We start from the raw sequence: 12,757 nt of genomic DNA, 5'->3' as shown, positions 1-12,757 counted from the left end.
GCGTCCCGCCTCATTTGAGAGGCTGGGCTGACGGAGCAGCACTGTGTGATGCCTTATCGGCTCTAGCTTTCTGTGATGCGGCGATCCTCATCCGAGCCGACGGAGAGCTGCTTCCAGTCCAGGTCCTCCTGCAGCTCGAGATATTGCGTCGCGCCGATCTGATCTGTGTCGCGCAATTCCTCGAGGCGCTGGCGCTGGGCGAGAACGGCGGCGATCGTCAGGTCGCGGCGGCGATCGAGCGCCGAAGCCTTGTTTGCCTCGGTTGACGCGGTCCAATGGTCCCTGCAGATCGTCCGGATCGCTTCGGCCTCAGTGCCGTTTTCCTTCTCAAGCCGCTGAAAAGCCGCTTCGGCGAGCGATCTTCGGGCCACCTTGAGTTCATCACGGACTTCTGCCTGCCGACCGAGTTTCAGGAGATGGATCATTGGAGCCAAGGTCGCCCCTTGAATAACCAGGGTTGCGAGCACCACCGCGAAGGCTGTGAGCACGACCAGGTCTCGCTCGGGAAAGTCGGCGGGGAGCGCGAAGGCCGTCGCCAGCGTAACGAGGCCACGCATACCGGCCCAACCGACCAGGAAGGTCTCCCCGGATGTGAACGGCGCCAATTCATGGCCGCTTCGGTGACGAGACGCAACGACGGCGTGAAGCAGGAAAGCCATCGCCATGCGCGCCAGGATCACGCCGACCACCACGATGACGGCAAATCCCATCGCCCGCTGAAGCTCTTCGGCCGACATCGCCTCAAGGATGCGGCGCGCCTGCAGGCCCATCAGCAGGAAAGCCACAACGTTCAGCAGGAAGACGACGGTCGTCCAGACGGCGAAGGAATGTACCCGCATCCGCGGTGAATCCCTGACCGAAGAGAGCGTGGCGAGCGTCATTGCGCTCGCCACTGTGGCAAGGACAGCCGACAGATGCAGATGTTCGGCGATCAGCCAGGTTGAAAAAGCGTAGACGAATTGAAGCAGGGTCCCGCCGACCGTGTTCTCGGTTATCGGTCGAAGCCGCGAGACAAAAAAGCCGAAGACGATGCCGAACAGGATCCCTCCAGGTGCGGCGATCCCCACCTGAAGTGCCGTTCCGGCATCCAGCCCACCACGCGCCTGGACAGTCAGCGCGGCGCCGAAAAGCAGCAATGCGGTCGCGTCGTTGAACAGGCTTTCTCCCTTGAGCAGGGCATCTACACGCCGGGCGACGGGCAAATTGGAAAGGACTGCCGTGGCGGCTGCGGCATCGGGCGGCGAAACAATTGCGCCAAGTGTGACCGCAACCGCAATCGGAAGCCCGACGGTCAGCATGCTGATCGACACGACCACGCCTGTCGTGACGAGAACGGCGACGACCGCATAGAAGAACAGCGGCAGCAGCATGCGCCGCGCCGCCCCCACCGGGAAGTCATAGGCCGAATCGACAAGGACGGGCGCAATGAACAGGGCGAGCGCCGTCGGAGGATCGATCGGAATCGTCGGCGCCCCTGGCAACATCGCCACGGCGACGCCGGCGGCAGCCAGAATGCCGGGGTAGGGCAGGCGCATGCGACGCGTGACCTGCAGCAGCAGGATGGCAACCGCCAGCAATGCGACAAGTGTTTCGAAGAACGTCATGTCAGCATACTAGCAGGCTTTCGGGCACATTGAAGCGGGTGCAACCCCGATGTAAAGCTTGTGTCGTATCAAGCTGATGACGCAGCGGCGGAGGGCGACGATGGACTACGAGGTTGCGATTGTCGGGGCTGGAGCAGCCGGCATTGCAGCAGCAAAAAGCCTGGCCGATGCCGGGCGCTCGGTCATCATTCTGGAGGCCAGCAACCGCGTAGGCGGACGAGCCTGGACAATCGAACTGGCCGGAATGCCGCTGGATATGGGTTGCGGCTGGCTGCACTCTGCCGAGCGCAATCCTCTCGTCGCCATCGGCCGTGACGCTGGGTTCAATATCGAGCGCGGACCGACGGCGTGGCAAAGCCAGTGGCGCGATCTCGGCTTCACGCAGGATGAGCGCGCGGCGGCGGCGGCCGAATGGAACGCGCTTGAGGAGCGGATGCGGGCAAATCCCCCCGCCAGCGACAGGGCGTCGGACGCACTGGAGCCCGGCGGCAAATGGAACGCCTACTGCCAGTCCCTCAGCGGATATATGAACGGCGCACCGCTCGATCGGCTGTCAGTCGCTGACTTTCTTGCCTATGACAATGCGGCAACCGATGCCAATTGGCGGGTGCACGAAGGCTATGGAAGTCTGATCAGCGCTGCCCTTCCGAACGTCGCCTTGCGCCTTTCGACCCCCGTTCGGCGTGTGGCATTGACCGGGAGCGGCATTCAGCTGGAGACCGACCGCGGCCCGGTCACATCAGGTACCGCGATCATCACGTCATCGACCGCCGTTCTGGCCCGCGGAGCCATTATCTTCGACCCGGAGGCCGACGATCACCTCCATGCCGCAAGTCAGCTGCCGCTTGGCCTCGCAGACAAGCTGTTTTTGGAACTCCATGGCAATCATGGTCTGGAGCCGGAAACCCATCTGCTCGGCGACCCGCAAAATGCCGAGACCGGCAGCTATTATATCCGGCCGCTCGGCCGGCCGATCATCGAAGGCTTCTTTGGCGGAAACGGCGCTGTCGTCATCGAACGCGCGGGTTTGGTGGAGGCATTTGCCTTCGCACTCGACCAGCTGTCATCGCTGCTCGGCAGCAACATTCGCCGCCATCTGCGGCCCCTCACGGCCTCTTCCTGGTGTCGTACCGATTGGATAGGCGGCTCCTACAGCCATGCACGGCCCGGCCATGCGGGCGCGCGCGCAGTCCTGGCGCGCCCGGTCGGCGACCGGCTGTTTTTCGCCGGCGAGGCGACGCACCAGTCCGACTTTTCGACCGCGCATGGCGCATGGGAAAGCGGGTTGCGGGCCGCCGACCAGGCTGCGGCTGTTCTAACACGCTCATGATATCCCCGCGACTGACCCCTAGTTTAGAAAACACATTCTTAAGGTGGAATTTCACCGCCCAACGTCAGGACGAGGAGCCTGATGAAGATGGATACGCTCGCTCCAAGAGAAGCGGTTAGCCGGCAGCTTTATCATTGGCAGGCTGTGTGGTAGGAGCGGCTCATGACATCACTGATCGATTTTGATTGCCGAAGCTGCGGAGCCTGCTGCTCCTATTCGTCGACCTGGCCCAGATTTTCCACCGAAACAGAAGCTGCTCTCGATTTGCTGCCGGCGCAGTTCGTAGCCGCGAACGAGCAGGGAATGCGTTGCGACGGTGCGCGTTGCTCCGCACTGGTCGGTCGCGTCGGTTCGGAGACATCCTGTCAAGTGTACGATCTTCGGCCTGACGTCTGCCGCGCCTGCGTCCCAGGGGATGGCGCTTGCCTGACCGCGCGCGAGTTCTTCGGGATCGGTCAGCCAAGTTTGCCGCCCGGTCACATCGATGCGCGTTTGCCAATCAACTGAGATGAGTGGCGCGGTCCCCCGCGCCAATGTTGGCTATGACCGCGATTGCGCGCTAGGCGCGGCACTTTAAAACCGACTGTGGCGATTCAACACCCGCGACCGACATGATCGATCCGGTGGTATCAAAGCAAATCTTCGAGGACTTGCCCAAAGTCTCGGCGTGGCGGGTAGCGCTGGCAGCGCTCAGATGACTACGCCGAGCGTTTCCAACCGTCAGCATTCGGCTCTGCTTGCTGTCTGAGGGTCCTGTCACGGCAAGGACCAAGGACGGCAGCGCCCACAACACCTAGCAGCACAGTGATGCGTTCAAAATAGCTGCTACTATTCTAACCGCTGGTCAATAAATCCTCTTGACTCTCCAAATGGGATACTTATTTAGATGAGTAATAACTCACTCAATTGAACTCGGTCATATGGCGCGTCCTCTAAGCGAAGAAAAACGGCAAGCCTTGCTTGAGGCGGCATGCGATTTTGTAGCCCGCTTGGGAACTGAGGCGTCGACCGCGAAGATTGCAAAGGCTGCGGGCGTGTCCGAGGGAACGCTGTTCACTTATTTTCCAACCAAGGACGATCTACTCAATCAACTCTTCATGTCGATCGAAATCGATCTGATGGAGCGGATGCTTGCTCCATATCCGGATGGGGACGCTCCTCGCCAAAGGCTAAGACGCGTGTGGGACCGTCTGGTGGATTGGGGATTGACCAATTCGACCGCTCGAAAGGCTGTCAGACAGCTCAAGGTTTCAGATCGGGTAACCGCGCAGAGCAGACAAAAAAGCAAAGCCATGGTCCACGATGCACGGGCAATCGTAGCGGCATGTCTTGCCGGACGTGCCGATCCTGAAAGGATTGACTTCTATATCGATACGGTCCTGTTCGGCCTTGCCGAAATCACGATCAACGCGATAACCGCCAACCCGAAACAGGACAAGAACATCCGACAGGCTGGTTTCGACCTGTTTTGGAAAGGTACTGCCGCATAAAATTTGACTCATTATTGAGTGCCTAAATACTCATTCAAAAGGAAAGCGACATGGCTCATTCTATTGGTTTCACGGAAGCGAGTGTTCCCGACCAAACGGGAAAGACCTTCATCGTCACAGGTGCCAACGCAGGTATTGGCTTTGAAATCTCACAAGTGCTTGCTGCAAGGGGCGCTCGTGTCCTACTGGCATGCCGGGAACGCGCTAGGGCAGAGCAGGCAATAGCGCGGATCAGGCATATCACGCCAAAGGCTGATCTAGCCTGGTTGCCGCTTGATCTGGGCGATCTCGACAACGTTCGAGCTGCGGCTGAAATTGCCGCGAGAGAGCCGCGCATTGACGTGTTGATCAACAATGCAGGCATCATGAACCCACCCTTGACACGCACCGAGCAAGGCTTCGAGTCCCAGTTCGGCGTCAATCATCTTGGCGTTTTTGGGCTGACAACGTTGCTCTTGCCAAAGCTGGCAGAAACGCCGGGATCGCGTGTCGTCGTGACATCCAGCATTGCGCACCTGAAGGGGAGGATCGATTGGGACGACCTCAACGCCGAGAAAAGCTATAACAAGAACGGCCGCTACGGCGGCAGCAAGTTGGCAAACGCACTGTTTTTTTTCGAGTTGGATCGGCGCCTACGGTCGGCAGATTCTCCAGTTACGGCTGTCGGGTGCCATCCGGGCGTTGCGAGTACCAGTCTTGGGCGGCACATGGGGATCATCCAACTCGCGGGTCCGATCGTCGGTCTGCTCCTCAACAGCGCGGCTAAGGGGGCCTGGCCTGCGCTGCAGGCGGCGACAGACAAGGTGATGCCGGGTGGTTACTACGGGCCAACCGGGTTTGGCGGAATTCGGGGTCCGTCCGGTGAGGCGAAACGTGCCCCCGATGCCCAGGATCCAACTCTGTCAAAGCGTCTCTGGGACGTCTCTATTGCGATGACCGGGATCGATCCGGGCTTGGCCCCCGCCTGATAGAAACACTAGCCCGAAGCAGATGCTTCAAGCAGAATGCAAGGGAAAAATCAGGGCCGCACTCACGGAGCCACATCTATGATCGCCGAAGTTTTCGTCCCGCTGCACCTTTGGGGCACGCGTGCAAACAGCCATGTTCTACCTCTCTCGAGGTAGTTCCATAAACTACGTTATGCGATCGATTGATGTTGGGGGGTACATTCTATTTCCAAGTGCGACATGCTTATAAAAACAATGGCTTCGCCTTGGAGATATATGCATGTCCCTTTGCTATTCGCAGCTCACCCTGCCTGATCGCAAGCGTCTTTTTCATCTTAGAGAACGCAAGGTTTCCGTCTCGGAGATTGCCCGCCAACTCGGTCGTCATCGTTCGACGATCTATCGCGAGCTTAAACGCAATACGTTCCAGGATCACGAATTTCCGGAATACAGCGGCTATTACAGCGGTATCGCCAACGACATGAGCAAGGAGCGCCGACGACGGCTGCGCAAACTCAGACGCCATCCGCATCTGCGCGATCTCGTCATCGACCGGCTGAAGGCGCATTGGTCACCTGAGCAGATCGCTGGCCGGCTTCTCGCCGATGGCGTCAGTCCTGTGCGCATTTGCCCGGAAACGATTTATCGTTTCATCTATTGCAAGGAAGATTATCCGCTCGGGCTGTATCAGCACCTGCCGGAACGACGGCGCAGGCGTCGGCGCCGCGGCGCACGCAAACCGCGCGACGGCTTAATCCCGCTCGACTACAGAATCTCCCAACGACCTGATTTTATTGATGATCGATCACAGTTCGGGCATTGGGAGGGCGATCTCCTGATCTTCCGGCGTGAACTCGGAGAGACCAACGTCACCTCTCTCGTCGAGCGCAAGAGCCGCTATACGGTGATGATCAAGAACCGCAGCCGTCACTCGCGACCGATCATGGACAAGATCATCCATGCCTTCTCACCATTGCCGTCTTTTGCACGCCGAAGCTTCACCTTTGATCGCGGCACGGAGTTCTCCGCTTTCAGGGCTTTGGAAGATGGGATCGGCGCCAGGAGCTGGTTCTGCGATCCCAATTCGCCTTGGCAGAAAGGCGCTGTCGAGAACACCAACAAGCGCATTCGACGCTTCATGCCTGGCGATACGGATCTGTCCAATGTCGCTCAGAAGCAACTTGTCGACCTCGCCCATCAGCTGAATTCGCTGCCAAGAAAGTGCTTGGGCTACAAAACACCGGCCGAGGTCTTCATGGCGCATTTGCGTGAATGCGGCTGATCCCCTACCCTTCAAACGCCCATGTTGCACTTGGTGTAGATTCTCCAGGGCTATTTAGTAATGCGACAGTTGGGCCAGTTAGAGATGCGACAGTCTCGCCTCTCGACGTTCTGGTCAATGCCAACGTTGGGAGCAAGGATGACGACCTTCAGCCTGGTCGAGACCATGAGCGGTCGGAGTCGTCATGCCCTGTTTGATCACCATGTCGCAGAAAGAATTGCATCGCCTCGAAGTCATTCAGAAGATCCGTGATCGACGCCTAAGTGTTGTCCAAGCCGCCGAGCTGCTTGGGCTCAGCCGACTACATTCTTGCACAATTGATGCTGCCGAGACATTCGGCCGAGCCCGTCTTGCTGCCCGCCCCTACTGGCAGCAAAGACTGACAATTCCCGGGAACGGCAGCATTGCCTGCCGTTCCCGGCACGCCTGCGGATTGGAGCGCCTGCTCGCTTGTTGGCCAGCAGGTGGAAAGATTCATCGTCGCTATCTGCGGCTGGATGCCTTAATCAGACGGATTCCCTTACGATCTGGCGAGTCCCTGCATGATCCAGGCGAGCATCCCGGTCTGCAACCGAACGTCTCGATGTCAAATATTGACATCGAGGTATGGATACACAACAATTCATTCAGAAATTTGAAGGAAGGTGCGGCATGACCAGCAGCCTGCATGTGAGCTTGCCCGATGAAATGCGCGCCTTTGTCGATATGCGCGCCAACGGGAAGAGCCAGTACACGACCCCGAGTGAATATGTGCGCGCCCTTATTCGCGAAGATATGGCACGCGAAGAAGACCGCCGCTATGCCATCCGATCACTGCTGCGGGCGGAAGGGGAATTCCGGCGCGGAGAAATGCTGCCCCTTTCGGCTCTTGATGCCGTCGACGCGGAACTGGATGAAGAACTGCGCTAGTGGCTCCACGCGTTCTCATCCTGCCGGCCGCACTTGATAACTATCGTTTGGCCGTCCGCGAAACGGCGCGCAAATGGTCCCCCGAACAGGCAAAGGCGTACGGCCGCCTGCTGCGGGCAGGATTTGAAGGCATCCCCGAAGCCTATGCCCGCGTGAGGACAAAGAGCGACGAGCGCGTCGGGAACTCACTCTTCCGATTGCACAAAGTCGAGCACCATTACGCCGTCTACATTGTCGCTGACGATGCAACCTTCGTCATTGCCGCGGTCTTACACGAGCGGATGGACATTCCCGCACAGCTGCGGGCAGTCGAACGATTGACCGACAGAGAGTATGAAACGTTGATGGGACACCCTCGGTCGAAGTCCTGAGGACGGTCGACCATGAGCAGCCCACCGGACACAATAGTCTGGCATGCGCGGCCTCTTCCCTCGTCTGCCTCCGCACGAGCAAAGCGGCGCTCGCGCGCCATCCCCGACGACGATGCCGGCCGGTATAAGCGAGAGATGTCGTCGTTTCCTAATTGACGCCGAGAAATTGCTTCAGCTCGGCCGTCTGCGGATTGGCGAAGACTTCCTCCGGCAGGCCTATTTCGTGAACGCGGCCCTGGTGCATAAAGACGACGCGACTGCAGACATCGCGGGCGAACTTCATCTCGTGCGTTACCATCAGAAGCGTCATTCCCTCGGCGGCAAGCTCGCGCACCACGGCCAGAACTTCGGCGACCAGTTCCGGATCGAGTGCGGAGGTAATCTCGTCGCAGAGAAGTGCGGTCGGCTGCATGGCGAGCGCGCGGGCGATGGCGACGCGCTGCTGCTGGCCGCCCGAGAGCTCGTCGGGATAGGCGTCGAACCTGTGGCCCAGCCCTACCCGCTCCAGCATCTTGCGGGCGGTCGCCTCGGCTTCGGCTTTCGGGGTCTTCTTGACCACGGTCTGCGACAGCATGACGTTGCCGCCGACGGTCAGGTGCGGGAAGAGGTTGAACTGCTGAAAGATCATGCCGACCTTGAGACGCAATGCCTTCAGATGCACTTCGTCATCGAGGAGCTGCGCGCCGGCCACGGAGATCGAGCCGTCGGTGATGGCCTCCAGGCCGTTGATGCAGCGAAGCAGGGTCGATTTGCCCGAACCGCTCTTCCCGATAATGGCGATGACTTCGCCGGCCTCCACATCGAGATTGATGCCTTTCAGCACCTCGGTGGTGCCAAAGCTCTTGCGGACTTCAGTGATTTCGATGAGCGACATTGAGCTTCCTTTCCAGGATCTGGCTGCTTTTTGACAAAGGCCAGCAGAGGGCGAAGTAGATGAGGGCGACGAGCCCGTAGACGGTGAAGGGCTGGAAGGTGGCATTGGTGACCACCGTGCCGGCTTTCGACAATTCGACAAAACCGATGATCGAGGTCAGCGCCGTTCCCTTGACGATTTGAACGGAGAAACCGACCGTGGGCGGTATGGCGACCCTCAGCGCCTGCGGGAGGATGACGTAGCGCATTTGCTGCAACCGCCCCATGCCGAGGCTGGCGGAGGCTTCCCATTGACCCCTCGCCACCGCTTCGACGCAGCCTCGCCAGATTTCGGCGAGGAAGGCGGCGCTCCACAGAGTGAGCGCCAATCCCGCAGCAAGCCAGGCCGGCACATCTATCCCGAAAAGGCCGAGACCGAAAAAAGCGATGAAGAGCTGCATCAGCAGCGGCGTGCCCTGGAAGAGCTCGATATAATATTTCGCAAGCGCCCTGAATGCCTTGCGCTTGCTAATGCGCAGGAAGAGCAGCCCCAGTCCGACCGCACCGCCGCCAATGAACGAGACGAGCGAAAGCAGGACCGTCCAGCGGGTGGCGAGCAGCAGGTTGCGCAGGATGTCCCAGAGTGTGAACTCGATCATCGCGCCGCCCTCCTCGGGAAAATGAACCCGCCGACCACCGCCAGCACCTGCCGGAGCAGGATCGCCAGCACAAGATAGATGGCTGTCGAGACGATGTAGGCCTCGAAGGCGCGGAAGGTTCGCGATTGTATGAAGTTCGCGGCAAAGGTCAGATCCTCGGCGGCGATCTGCGACACGACCGATGAGCCGAGCATGACGATGACGACTTGCGACGACAACGCCGGCCAGATGCGCTGCAGGGACGGCACGAGAACGACATGCCGGAAGGTTTCGAAGCGCGTCATGGCAAGGCTCTCGCCTGCCTCGAACTGGCCCTTCGGGGTTGCCTGGATTCCCGCGCGGATAATCTCGCAGCTATAGGCGCCGAGGTTGACGACCATCGCAAGGTTGGCGGCCGTCAGTTCGGAAAGCTTGAGGCCGAGCGACGGCAGACCGAAAAAGATGAAAAAGAGCTGGATGAGGAACGGTGTGTTGCGGATCAGTTCGACATAGGTCGCAACGACAGGCTTCAGCCAGGCCGGGCCGAGTGCGCGCACCCAGGCACAGAAAATGCCGAGCGAAATGCCGAGCACTCCGCCGATCGCGATGAGCTCCAGGGTGATCAGTATGCCCTTGATGATGTCAGGATAATATTCAAGCAGCCAGCCGAATTCGAAATGGTAACTCAAGGAATTGTCCCCTCTTGCGGTGACGGAGCGTCATGTCATCCCGCGCGCGGCGCGGGATGACATCCGTGAGACCGGGTTCCTTACAGATCCGACGGGAGATCGGCGCCGAGCCACTTCTGCGATATGGCGTTCAGCGCGCCATCGGTTTTGGCCGCAGCGATAATGCCGTTCACCTTCTCCAGAAGGGCTGCCTGTTCCTTGTTGAGACCGATGTAGCAGGGTGAGTTCTTGATGAGGAACTTCATCTCAGGGCGCTTGGGGGGATTTTTGGCGAGGATCGCAGCAGCCACGACGTTGCCGGTCGCAATGGTGTCGACCTGGCCAGACAGGAAGGCCGAGATAGTGCCGTTGTTGTCTTCGTAGCGCTTGATCGTCGCGTCGGCTGGCGCGATCTTCGTCAGCTCGAGATCTTCGACAGCGCCGCGCGTGACGCCGATGCTCTTGCCCGCGAGATCTTCCACCTTGGCGATCGAAACATCGGCCGGCGCGAACACGCCGTTGAAGAAGGGTGCGTAAGCTACGGAGAAATCGATCACCTTTTCGCGCTCGGCATTCTTGCCGAGGCTTGATATGACCAGATCGACCTTATTCGTCTGCAGATAGGGGACGCGATTGGCGCTGGTGACCGGCACGAGTTCGGTCTTGACGCCCAGCTTTTCGGCAATGAGATTGGCGACATCGATATCATAGCCCATCGGCGCCATATCGGTGCCGACACTGCCGAAGGGCGGAAAATCCTGCGGGACGGCGACACGCAGCGTACCGCGCGCCGTGATGTCGGCGAGAGCATCGGCGTGAGACGTGGAGCCGAAGCCAAAGGTTGCAGCCAGGGTCGCGATTGCGAAAAATACTCGTCTTGTCAGCATGTTTTAATTGCTCCTTTGAAGTTGCGGTTTTTTGGGTTTGACAGTTGGGCCGGAGGACACGGCCTTGGGAGGGAGTGACAGGGAACTGCGCAGCTCCGAGAGCGGATCCGGGCGCGTGGTCAGGTCGAGGCCCATTTCCACTTCGTCCAGATGTTCGACGGAGAGCTCCGCAGCCCTGACGAAATCGCCCGCTTGCATGGCCTCGAAGATGCGGCAGTGCCCATCATGGGACTGTGCTGCGTGAAATTCAGACTGATAGAGCATCGAAATAAGGATCGTCCGCGCGGTGAGATCGCGAAGGATATCGACGATGATGGCGTTACCGCTTAATTCTGCGATGCGGATGTGGAAATCACCCATCAAATAGGTCAGGCGCTGGCGGTCGCCCGCAGCCATTGCGGTCTTTTCCTCGTTCAAATGCGCGTCGAGAGCTTTGCGTCCCTCGTCCGTCAATACGCGCATGCTGCGCAGCAACCCGGCCTCGATGACACGCCGTGCCTCATAGACCGCGATCGCCTCTTCAGCGGACGGCTCGACGACAAACCAGCCTCGTCTTGGACTTACATGCACAATGCCGCGTGTTTCCAGGCGCATCATGGCTTCACGAACGCGGGTTCGAGACACGCTGAAGAGCGTTGCCAGCTGGTTTTCGCTGAGACGCGTCCCAGGCCGAATTTTGGCTGAAAGAATCCCGGAGACGATGGTCTCCTCGATGGTCTTCTGCGTGGTCTCAGATGTCTGGCTATCTTGCATACAAGACAGGAAAGCAAAGCTCGTGCCAAAATTCTGCGTTCAGGATTTCCAAGATGTCTCGGATCCCTCCCCCTGGAATTTGCACGCTGGGAATGCAAACTGAGCGCAAATTGAGCGAGCCCACAATGCCTTGCGAACCCAGATCAGCGTCGGCCGCCCAAAGCCGACAAAGCCCCTTCCCTATCGAAAAGTTGCTTGCGGCTAGACCGGTTCGGCTTATATAGTCAGGATAGTCACTATAGTCAGGATAAAGCGAATGCAGCCATCACGACCAGAGGATAAAAGTTGGACCGTCGCCAGTGCGAAGGCCAAGCTGTCTGAGGTTATCGAACGCGCGCAAGCAACGCCGCAAACAATCATGCGCAATGGCAAACCAAGCGTCGTCGTCGTTTCGGCCGAGGAATGGCAGCGGAAGACCGCGCGCAAGGGCACCCTTGCAGAGTTTCTGATGCAATCGCCGCTGCGTGGCGCTGATCTGGACCTCGAACGGCAGCGCGACGAACCGCGTGATCTTCAGCTGTGAGACTTCTGCTGGACACTAATGTGCTTTCCGAGGTGACAAGGCCGCGTCCCGATGCACATGTCCTACAATGGCTGGACAGTCTCGACGAGGATCGCTCATTCATCAGCGTCGTATCGATCGCGGAGATCCGGCGTGGTGTTGCATTGATGGAAAGCGGCCGGAAGCGCGACGCGCTGGCTGAATGGCTTGCCCAGGACCTGCCGCAGCGCTTCGAGCAGCGTGTCATCCCTGTGGATCAGCCGGTTGCGATAGCTTGGGGCGACTTGATGGGGCTCGCAAAGCGAAGCGGGCGCGGCTTGTCGTCAATGGATGGCCTGATTGCCGCCACCGCGATTGCTCACGATCTCACCCTCGCCACTCGCAATATAAAGGATTTCGAGGGCTTTGAGATCGAGCTTGTCGACCCTTGGACCGAGCGCCCGTGACGATCCGCAGAGCGGACCGTCACGGGATCATTCTTTAAGTTTTGTTGATGCAAATCGTTATCCCAAAACCGCTGCGCA

General features: G+C 59.2%; 15 protein-coding genes and 1 pseudogene. 10 read left to right on the top strand and 6 right to left on the bottom strand.

Features of this window, described 5'->3' with window-relative positions; all coding sequences use genetic code 11:
* Positions 1-62: 62 nt before the first annotated feature.
* Positions 63-1,604 carry a cation:proton antiporter gene (locus AB8B31_RS23995; protein WP_018516619.1) on the bottom strand — a complete coding sequence of 514 codons (1,542 nt, stop codon included), beginning with the start codon at positions 1,602-1,604 and terminating at the stop codon, positions 63-65.
* Between the two features lie 100 nt (positions 1,605-1,704).
* On the opposite strand from AB8B31_RS23995, the gene AB8B31_RS23990 reads away from it, so the two are divergent.
* The 8 genes and pseudogenes from AB8B31_RS23990 (at position 1,705) to AB8B31_RS23955 (ending at position 7,933) form a co-directional block, all read left to right on the top strand.
* Positions 1,705-2,934, top strand: a complete 1,230-nt coding sequence (locus AB8B31_RS23990; protein ID WP_018516618.1) for a flavin monoamine oxidase family protein — start codon at positions 1,705-1,707, stop codon at positions 2,932-2,934.
* 162 nt (positions 2,935-3,096) lie between these two features.
* Positions 3,097-3,441: a YkgJ family cysteine cluster protein gene (locus AB8B31_RS23985; RefSeq protein ID WP_018516617.1), complete on the top strand. Its 345-nt coding sequence runs from the start codon at positions 3,097-3,099 to the stop codon at positions 3,439-3,441.
* 413 nt (positions 3,442-3,854) lie between these two features.
* The gene (locus tag AB8B31_RS23980; protein ID WP_018516616.1) at positions 3,855-4,424 is read left to right on the top strand and encodes a TetR/AcrR family transcriptional regulator; all 570 of its coding nucleotides are present in this window, start codon (positions 3,855-3,857) and stop codon (positions 4,422-4,424) included.
* Positions 4,425-4,474: 50 nt separating this feature from the next.
* A complete protein-coding gene (locus AB8B31_RS23975) occupies positions 4,475-5,392 on the top strand; it encodes an oxidoreductase (RefSeq protein WP_018516615.1) in 918 nt (305 codons plus the stop codon).
* Positions 5,393-5,651: 259 nt separating this feature from the next.
* Complete coding sequence (locus tag AB8B31_RS23970; RefSeq protein ID WP_115156408.1) at positions 5,652-6,653, top strand: IS30 family transposase; 1,002 nt, start codon at positions 5,652-5,654, stop codon at positions 6,651-6,653.
* A 293-nt stretch (positions 6,654-6,946) separates the two neighbouring features.
* Positions 6,947-7,036, top strand: a pseudogene (locus AB8B31_RS23965) (PspA/IM30 family protein); the annotation flags it as partial.
* A 268-nt stretch (positions 7,037-7,304) separates the two neighbouring features.
* Complete coding sequence (locus AB8B31_RS23960; protein WP_018245705.1) at positions 7,305-7,562, top strand: ribbon-helix-helix domain-containing protein; 258 nt, start codon at positions 7,305-7,307, stop codon at positions 7,560-7,562.
* Complete coding sequence (locus tag AB8B31_RS23955; RefSeq protein WP_018245706.1) at positions 7,562-7,933, top strand: type II toxin-antitoxin system RelE/ParE family toxin; 372 nt, start codon at positions 7,562-7,564, stop codon at positions 7,931-7,933. The genes AB8B31_RS23960 and AB8B31_RS23955 overlap by 1 nt, the downstream gene beginning before the upstream one ends.
* A gap of 148 nt (positions 7,934-8,081) precedes the next feature.
* On the opposite strand, the gene AB8B31_RS23950 is transcribed toward AB8B31_RS23955, so the two are convergent.
* The 5 genes from AB8B31_RS23950 to AB8B31_RS23930 all read right to left on the bottom strand — a co-directional run bounded on the left by AB8B31_RS23950 (position 8,082) and on the right by AB8B31_RS23930 (position 11,731).
* Positions 8,082-8,807 (bottom strand): amino acid ABC transporter ATP-binding protein, encoded by a 726-nt coding sequence (locus AB8B31_RS23950; RefSeq protein ID WP_018245707.1) that lies wholly within the window; start codon positions 8,805-8,807, stop codon positions 8,082-8,084.
* Positions 8,785-9,444: an amino acid ABC transporter permease gene (locus AB8B31_RS23945; RefSeq protein ID WP_018245708.1), complete on the bottom strand. Its 660-nt coding sequence runs from the start codon at positions 9,442-9,444 to the stop codon at positions 8,785-8,787. The genes AB8B31_RS23950 and AB8B31_RS23945 overlap by 23 nt, the downstream gene beginning before the upstream one ends.
* Positions 9,441-10,112 (bottom strand): amino acid ABC transporter permease, encoded by a 672-nt coding sequence (locus AB8B31_RS23940; protein ID WP_018245709.1) that lies wholly within the window; start codon positions 10,110-10,112, stop codon positions 9,441-9,443. The genes AB8B31_RS23945 and AB8B31_RS23940 overlap by 4 nt, the downstream gene beginning before the upstream one ends.
* A gap of 80 nt (positions 10,113-10,192) precedes the next feature.
* Positions 10,193-10,978 (bottom strand): transporter substrate-binding domain-containing protein, encoded by a 786-nt coding sequence (locus tag AB8B31_RS23935; protein WP_018245710.1) that lies wholly within the window; start codon positions 10,976-10,978, stop codon positions 10,193-10,195.
* 3 nt (positions 10,979-10,981) lie between these two features.
* Positions 10,982-11,731 carry a GntR family transcriptional regulator gene (locus AB8B31_RS23930; RefSeq protein ID WP_018245711.1) on the bottom strand — a complete coding sequence of 250 codons (750 nt, stop codon included), beginning with the start codon at positions 11,729-11,731 and terminating at the stop codon, positions 10,982-10,984.
* 256 nt (positions 11,732-11,987) lie between these two features.
* On the opposite strand from AB8B31_RS23930, the gene AB8B31_RS23925 reads away from it, so the two are divergent.
* Positions 11,988-12,254, top strand: coding sequence for a type II toxin-antitoxin system Phd/YefM family antitoxin (locus AB8B31_RS23925; protein ID WP_017991284.1), 267 nt, complete (start codon positions 11,988-11,990; stop codon positions 12,252-12,254).
* Positions 12,251-12,679: a type II toxin-antitoxin system VapC family toxin gene (locus AB8B31_RS23920; RefSeq protein ID WP_018245712.1), complete on the top strand. Its 429-nt coding sequence runs from the start codon at positions 12,251-12,253 to the stop codon at positions 12,677-12,679. The genes AB8B31_RS23925 and AB8B31_RS23920 overlap by 4 nt, the downstream gene beginning before the upstream one ends.
* Positions 12,680-12,757 lie beyond the last annotated feature (78 nt).

Source organism: Rhizobium sp. 62_C5_N11_2 (genome assembly GCF_051811185.1).
GTDB lineage: Bacteria > Pseudomonadota > Alphaproteobacteria > Rhizobiales > Rhizobiaceae > Rhizobium > Rhizobium leguminosarum.
This window is presented reverse-complemented; position numbering and strand designations above follow the sequence as displayed.

Coding starts and splice junctions, on each gene's coding strand:
- AB8B31_RS23995 (WP_018516619.1), bottom strand. CDS start 1,604: ATGACGTTCTTCGAAACACTTGTCGCATTGCTGGCGGTTGCCATCCTG.
- AB8B31_RS23990 (WP_018516618.1), top strand. CDS start 1,705: ATGGACTACGAGGTTGCGATTGTCGGGGCTGGAGCAGCCGGCATTGCA.
- AB8B31_RS23985 (WP_018516617.1), top strand. CDS start 3,097: ATGACATCACTGATCGATTTTGATTGCCGAAGCTGCGGAGCCTGCTGC.
- AB8B31_RS23980 (WP_018516616.1), top strand. CDS start 3,855: ATGGCGCGTCCTCTAAGCGAAGAAAAACGGCAAGCCTTGCTTGAGGCG.
- AB8B31_RS23975 (WP_018516615.1), top strand. CDS start 4,475: ATGGCTCATTCTATTGGTTTCACGGAAGCGAGTGTTCCCGACCAAACG.
- AB8B31_RS23970 (WP_115156408.1), top strand. CDS start 5,652: ATGTCCCTTTGCTATTCGCAGCTCACCCTGCCTGATCGCAAGCGTCTT.
- AB8B31_RS23960 (WP_018245705.1), top strand. CDS start 7,305: ATGACCAGCAGCCTGCATGTGAGCTTGCCCGATGAAATGCGCGCCTTT.
- AB8B31_RS23950 (WP_018245707.1), bottom strand. CDS start 8,807: ATGTCGCTCATCGAAATCACTGAAGTCCGCAAGAGCTTTGGCACCACC.
- AB8B31_RS23945 (WP_018245708.1), bottom strand. CDS start 9,444: ATGATCGAGTTCACACTCTGGGACATCCTGCGCAACCTGCTGCTCGCC.
- AB8B31_RS23935 (WP_018245710.1), bottom strand. CDS start 10,978: ATGCTGACAAGACGAGTATTTTTCGCAATCGCGACCCTGGCTGCAACC.
- AB8B31_RS23930 (WP_018245711.1), bottom strand. CDS start 11,731: ATGCAAGATAGCCAGACATCTGAGACCACGCAGAAGACCATCGAGGAG.
- AB8B31_RS23925 (WP_017991284.1), top strand. CDS start 11,988: ATGCAGCCATCACGACCAGAGGATAAAAGTTGGACCGTCGCCAGTGCG.